At 71.2% G+C, this 6,078-nt stretch carries 7 protein-coding genes; 2 read left to right on the forward strand and 5 right to left on the reverse strand.

Going from position 1 to position 6,078, the window contains the following annotated elements; all coding sequences use genetic code 11:
* Together AC1DY2_RS13645 and AC1DY2_RS13650 are read left to right on the forward strand one after the other, a co-directional pair.
* The coding region (locus tag AC1DY2_RS13645) for an HAD-IA family hydrolase (protein ID WP_476762928.1) at positions 1-309 on the forward strand (309 nt) is incomplete at its 5' end.
* Positions 306-1,424 (forward strand): NADH:flavin oxidoreductase/NADH oxidase, encoded by a 1,119-nt coding sequence (locus AC1DY2_RS13650; RefSeq protein ID WP_476762929.1) that lies wholly within the window; start codon positions 306-308, stop codon positions 1,422-1,424. The genes AC1DY2_RS13645 and AC1DY2_RS13650, both read left to right, overlap by 4 nt.
* Before the next feature lie 12 nt (positions 1,425-1,436).
* Here the strand turns inward: AC1DY2_RS13650 and AC1DY2_RS13655 are convergent, their stop codons facing one another.
* From AC1DY2_RS13655 to AC1DY2_RS13675, 5 genes are all read right to left on the reverse strand, one after another.
* Positions 1,437-1,868 carry a VOC family protein gene (locus AC1DY2_RS13655; protein WP_476762930.1) on the reverse strand — a complete coding sequence of 144 codons (432 nt, stop codon included), beginning with the start codon at positions 1,866-1,868 and terminating at the stop codon, positions 1,437-1,439.
* 77 nt (positions 1,869-1,945) lie between these two features.
* Positions 1,946-2,983: a hemolysin family protein gene (locus AC1DY2_RS13660; protein ID WP_476762931.1), complete on the reverse strand. Its 1,038-nt coding sequence runs from the start codon at positions 2,981-2,983 to the stop codon at positions 1,946-1,948.
* Positions 2,980-4,314: a hemolysin family protein gene (locus tag AC1DY2_RS13665; RefSeq protein ID WP_476762932.1), complete on the reverse strand. Its 1,335-nt coding sequence runs from the start codon at positions 4,312-4,314 to the stop codon at positions 2,980-2,982. The genes AC1DY2_RS13660 and AC1DY2_RS13665 overlap by 4 nt, the downstream gene beginning before the upstream one ends.
* 249 nt (positions 4,315-4,563) lie before the next feature.
* On the reverse strand, positions 4,564-5,037 hold the full coding sequence (locus AC1DY2_RS13670) for an ArsR/SmtB family transcription factor (RefSeq protein WP_476762933.1): 474 nt from the start codon (positions 5,035-5,037) through the stop codon (positions 4,564-4,566).
* Positions 5,038-5,092: 55 nt separating this feature from the next.
* Positions 5,093-6,078 (reverse strand): IMP dehydrogenase (locus AC1DY2_RS13675; protein WP_476762934.1); only part of this gene is annotated, 986 nt, incomplete at its 5' end.

The raw sequence follows: 6,078 nt of genomic DNA on the forward strand, positions 1-6,078 counted from the left end.
CTCGCCGACGGCGGCACGCGCCTCGCGCTCCTCTCGAACGCCGGTGCCGACTTCTCCGGCTGGCTGCGGGCGGGCTCGTTCGCGCCGCTCTTCGAGCGCGTCTTCGTGAGCGGCGAGCTCGGCATGGTGAAGCCCCACGCCGAGATCTACGAGCACGTCATCGACGAGCTCGGCATCGCGCCAGGGGAGCTGGTCTTCATCGACAACAAGTCCGAGAACGTCGAGGGCGCCCGCGCCGTCGGCGGCGACGGGCACGTATTCACCGACGCCGCCGCGCTCGAGGCGTGGCTGCGGGAGCTGGCCGCGTGAGCGCCGATCCCGGGGCCGCGTCGGGCCCGGCGCTGTTCCGACCGATCACGATCCGCGACCTCACGATCCGCAACCGGGTGTGGGTGCCGCCGCTCTGCCAGTACTCGGTCACCGAGCGCGACGGCGTGCCGCACGACTGGCACCTCGTGCACCTCGGGGCGATGGCCGCGGGTGGGGCCGGGCTCGTCGTCGCCGAGGCCACGGCAGTCAGCCCCGAGGGCCGCATCTCCGACCACGACACCGGCCTCTGGAACGACGAGCAGGCCGAGGCGTGGAGTCGCATCACCCGGTTCATCCGCTCGCAGGGCGCGGCATCCGGCATCCAGCTGGCCCACGCGGGCCGCAAGGCGTCGGTGTGGCCCGAGTTCACGCGCCGCAATGGCTCGCAGCCCATCGACGAGGGCGGCTGGCCGACCGTCTCGGCGTCCGCCGTCGCGTTCGACGGGCTGCGGGAGCCCGAGGCACTCGACGATGCCGGCGTCCTGGGCGTGATCGAGGACTTCCGCATGGCCGCGCGTCGAGCCGTGGCCGCGGGGTTCGACGTGGTCGAGGTCCACGCCGCGCACGGGTACCTCGTGCACCAGTTCCTCTCACCGCTCTCCAACTTCCGCGACGATCGGTGGGGCGGCAGCCTTCAGAACCGGGCCCGCCTGCTGCTCGAGCTCGTGCGGGCCGTGCGTGCCGAGATCGGCGAGCGGATGCCGCTCTTCGTGCGGTTCTCCGCGACCGACTGGACCGAGGGCGGCTGGGACGAGGCGCAGACCGCGACGGTCGCCCGCTGGGCCGAGGAGGCCGGAGCCGACTTCTTCGACGTCTCCACCGGCGGTCTCGTGCATGCGCCCATCCCCGTCGCGCCCGGCTACCAGGCGCACCTCGCCGAGTACGTCGGCGACCATGCCGGCGTTCCCGTGTCGGCGGTGGGGCGCATCACCATGCCCGACGAGGCCGAGCGGCTCGTGGCATCCGGTGAGGTCGATGCCGTGATGTTCGGCAAGGCGATGATGCGCGATCCGCACTTCGCGCTGCGCGCCGCGCACGAGCTCGGGGCCGACACGTCGATGTGGCCGCCGCAGTACCTGCGGGCGCGGCCCGAGGTGAACGACGGCGAGTGGTGACGAGCGGGCAGGTCAGGACGATCCGGCGGCCGAGCGCATCTTCATCGCCATCTGCATCATCTCGGCCGACACCTGGCCGATGGCGAAGATGTTGTCCTCGCTGTCGCTGAACCAGGCGCTCCGCTCGTCGCCGAGCACGGCGACGCCGTCCTCGGTCTTCAGGCCGGGCAGGTCGTAGTCGTGGAAGACGACCCCGTGCGTCCGCAGCTCGGTCATGTCGCGGTCGAGGTCGTCGGTCATGAGGTTGAACGCGGTGTTCTTCGCGGTGCCCGCGAAGTCGGTGCGATAGACCATCACCACGGTGCCGCCCACGTCGTAGAAGAGGGCCTCTCCTTCGCCGTCCTCATACACGGGGTCGCGGCCGAGCACGTCGTGCCACCACTTCTTGGCGCGGTCGATGTCGGATGCAGGGAGCACAGCGGTGGCCATGAGCTTCTCGAACATGATGTTTCCTCGGATCCTCGGGTCGGCGTCAGTCTACGCCGACCCGGGGAACGCCGAAGGCCCGATCCGGGCCTCGGTCAGCCGCGACGCGTCGCGTCCTGCACCTCGCCGACGAGCTCCTCGATGATGTCCTCCAGGAAGATCACGCCCGTCGTGGTACCGTCCTCGTCGAACGCGCGGGCGACGTGCGTGCCGAGGCGGCGCATGGTCGCCAGGGCGTCCTCGAGGTCGGTGCCGTCGTAGATCGACACGAGCCGGCGCACGCGTTTCGCGGGCAGCGGATCGTCGAACTCGTCGTCGTCGAGGTCGATGACGTCCTTGAGGTGCACGTAGCCGTCGGGTTCGCCGTCGTCGCCGACGATCACGTAACGCGAGAAGCCGTGACGGGCGACGGCCCGCTCCACGTCGCCGGGCGTGGCCGTCGGGGGCAGGCTCACGAGGGCCGACATCGGCAGGGCGACGTCGTGCACGCGCTTGGTGGTGAACTCGAACGCCGCGGTCAGGGTGCCGCTCGCGTCGTCGAGCACGCCCTCGCGGCGCGACTGGTCGACGATCGTCTGCACCTCCTCGAGCGTGAAGGTGGAGTTCGCCTCGCTCTTCGGCTCGACTCCGAAGAGCCGCAGCACGCCGTTCGCGGTCGCGTTCAGCGCCACGATGATGGGCCGGAAGAAGCGGGCGAGGAGGACGAGCGGCGGCGCGAGCAGCAGCACGGCCCGGTCGGGCACCGAGAACGACAGGTTCTTCGGCACCATCTCGCCGAAGACGACGTGCAGGTACGACACGAGCACCAGCGTGATGACGAACGCCACCGTCGACACGACCGCCTCCGACCAGCCGGTCAGGTGCAGCGGCGCCTCCAAGAGGTGGTGGATGGCGGGCTCGGAGACGTTCAGGATCAGGAGCGAGCAGATCGTGATCCCGAGCTGGCTCATCGCGAGCATGAGGGTCGCGTGCTCCATGGCCCAGAGAGCGGTCTTCGCGCTCCGGCTGCCCTGTTCGGCGAGCGGCTCGATCTGCGACCGGCGCGCCGAGATCACGGCGAACTCGGCGCCGACGAAGAACGCGTTGGCGATCAGGAGGACGAACAGCCAGACGATGCCGATCCAGTCGCTCATCGGGCCACCCCTTCGGCGTCGGCGCCCTCGGCCACGGGCGCGGGCGTCGGCACGAACCGCACCCGGTCGATCCGGCGGCCGTCGAGCCGTTGCACCACGAGCGTGCCCTCCTCGACGGGCACCTCGTCGTCCACCGACGGGAGCCGGCCGAGCTCGGCGATGACGTAGCCGGCGACGGTCTCGTAGTCGCCGTTCTCGGGCACTCGGATGCCGGTGCGCTCGAGCAGCTCGTCGGGCCKGAGGATCCCGGGGAAGCTGATGACGTCGCCGCGGCGCACGATGCCCGCACGGGTGCGGTCATGCTCGTCGGCGACCTCGCCCACGAGCTCCTCGACGAGGTCCTCGAGCGTGGCGACGCCCGCCGTGCCGCCGTACTCGTCGACCACGACGGCCATCTGGAAGCCGCGCGCACGGAGCTCACCGAGCAGCATGTCGAGCTTCATCGTCTCGGGCACGCGCAGCGCCTCGGACTGCAGCGCGGAGGCGGGAACCTCGGAGCGCCGCTCGCGCGGGACGGCGACGGCCTGCTTCACGTGCACGAGGCCGACGATGTCGTCGAGGTTCTCGTCGAACACGGGGAATCGGGAGTAGCCGGTCTGCCGGGCGAGCTCCAGCACGGCCTCGGCGGGGTCGTGCCGCTGCACGGCGGCGACGCGCGGGCGGGGGGTCATGACGTCGGATGCATCGTGGTCGGCGAACCGCAGGGTGCGGCCGAGCAGCGTCGCGGTGTCCTGCTCGAGCAGGCCGGCGCTCGCGGAGCGGCGCACGAGGGAGGACAGCTCCTCGGCCGAGCGGGCGCCCGACAGCTCCTCCTTGGGCTCGATGCCGACGCTTCGCAGCAGGGCGTTGGCGCTGCCGTTGAGGAGCGCGACCGCCGGCCGGAACACCCAGGTGAAGGCGCTCTGGAACGGCATCACGAGCACCGCGGTCTGGCGGGGCAGGGCGAGCGCGAAGTTCTTCGGCACGAGCTCGCCCAGCACCATCGACAGCAGCGTGGCGATGACGATGGCCGTGGTGGCGCCGATGGGCCGCACCATCCCCTCGGGCAGTCCGAGCGCGGTCAGCGGCCCCGCGAGGAGGCTGCTGATGGCGGGCTCCATCGTGTACCCGGTGAGGAGCGTGGTGAGCGTGATGCCCAGCTGCGCGCTCGACAGGTGGGTCGAGGTGATCTTCAGCGCCGAGATCGTCAGGCCGAGGCGGGTCTCGCCGCGTTCGCGCCGGGCTTCGAGCTCCGCGCGATCGAGGTTGACGAGCGCGAACTCGCTCGCAACGAACAAGCCCGTGCCGATCGTGAGGAGGAGTCCGATGCCGAGGAGAATCCACTCAGACATCCGCACCTCCCCGTTCGGTCACGGGCGAGGGTCTATGGCCGGGCGTTTTCGCAGAGGGAGGATCGTCCATTGTGCCGTCCAGTATATCGGCGGCCGTCCGCCACCGGCTGAGCCGTCACACACCCGTCACACGAGCGGATGCCGCGGCGAAATCTCCTTCGCTCATGTGAGGGGCCCCTCACATGAGGCGTCCCTCACACGAGCCGAACGAATGACGTGTCAGAGCCGGAAGACCACGCGTCGCGCCGCTCACTCGAATCGGGCCGGCGGCGCTCCCGACAGATCGTCGACCGAGGCGGCGTCGGCCAGCCAGTCAGCGGCATCCGCTTCCGCACGCCTCGCCGCGGCGGCACCGAACCGACGTTCGCGGGGCGCACCGGGCGCACGGGTCGGCGTCGCCGGCCATCCGCGAGCACCGGTTTCCGCCGAGCCGTAGCGGTGGCTCCAGAGGTCGTACAGCGCGCGCACCTCGTCGCCCAGGGCGAGGAGGAACTCCTCATTCAATCGGTATCGACGCGACCGCGGCTGCTCGTCGTCGACCTCGGAGATCACCGCCCCGACATCGCGCAGGGTTCGGAGCTGGTGCGACACCGCGCTCCGGGAGACGCGGCACTCCGACGTGACCACATCGCAGAGTTCGCCGGCACGGTGCGAGCCGACCGCGAGCACCTCGATGAGCCGTCGCCGCACCGGGTCGGCGAGCACCTCGAACGGATGAGCCATTTCGGGAGGCTACGTGGGACCCTCTCGGGCCGCCGCATCCCTCCTCAGGCCGGCGCTACCAGCTGACCGGCAGCGCCTTGCCCTCCTCGTAGCCCGCCGCCGACTGGATGCCCACGAGCGCGCGCTCGCGGAACTCCGCGATCGAGCGCGCCCCCGCGTAGGTGAACGAGCTGCGCACGCCCGACGTGATCATGTCGAGCAGGTCCTCGAGGGACGGGCGAAGCGGGTCGAGGTAGATCGACGACGACGAGATGCCCTCGGCGAAGAGCTCCTTGCGTGCGAGGTCGTACGGCGAGAGCCGGTCGAATCGCTCGCGCACCGCCTTCGTCGACGCCATCCCCCAGCTCTCCTTGTACAGGCGGCCGGACCCGTCTCGCTTCAGCGTTCCGGGCGCCTCGATCGTGCCCGCGAACCACGAGCCGATCATGACGGATGCCGCGCCGGCGGCCAGCGCGAGCGCGACGTCGCGCGGGTACCGCACGCCGCCGTCCGCCCAGACCGCCTTGCCGAGCTCGCGGGCGGCCTGCGACGTCTCGAGCACCGCGGAGAACTGCGGGCGTCCGACCGCCGTCATCATGCGGGTCGTGCACATCGCGCCGGGACCGACGCCGACCTTCAGCACGTCGGCGCCCGCCTCGACGAGATCGGCCACGGCGTCGGCGGTGACGATGTTGCCCGCGACGATCGGTACCCCGAGGTCGAGGTCGCGCACGATGCCGATCGCCCGGACCATGCCCTCCTGGTGTCCGTGCGCCGTGTCGATCACGAGCATGTCGACGCCGGCGGCGACGAGGGCGCGGGCCTTGGCGGCGACATCGCCGTTGATGCCGACCGCCGCGGCCACCCGGAGGCGTCCCGACGCGTCGACGTTCGGCTCGTAGATGGTGCCGCGCAGGGCGCTGCGCCGGCTCAGCGTGCCGACGACGCGTCCGTGCTCGAGCACCGGGGCGAACTCGAGCCCGGCGTCGGCCATGAGGTCGAACGCCCGGCGAGGCGAGTCCACGTCGTCGGCGTCGAGCGAGGCGAGGCCGCCGTGCACGA

It is taken from the genome of Agromyces sp. P1_H4, assembly GCF_056405255.1.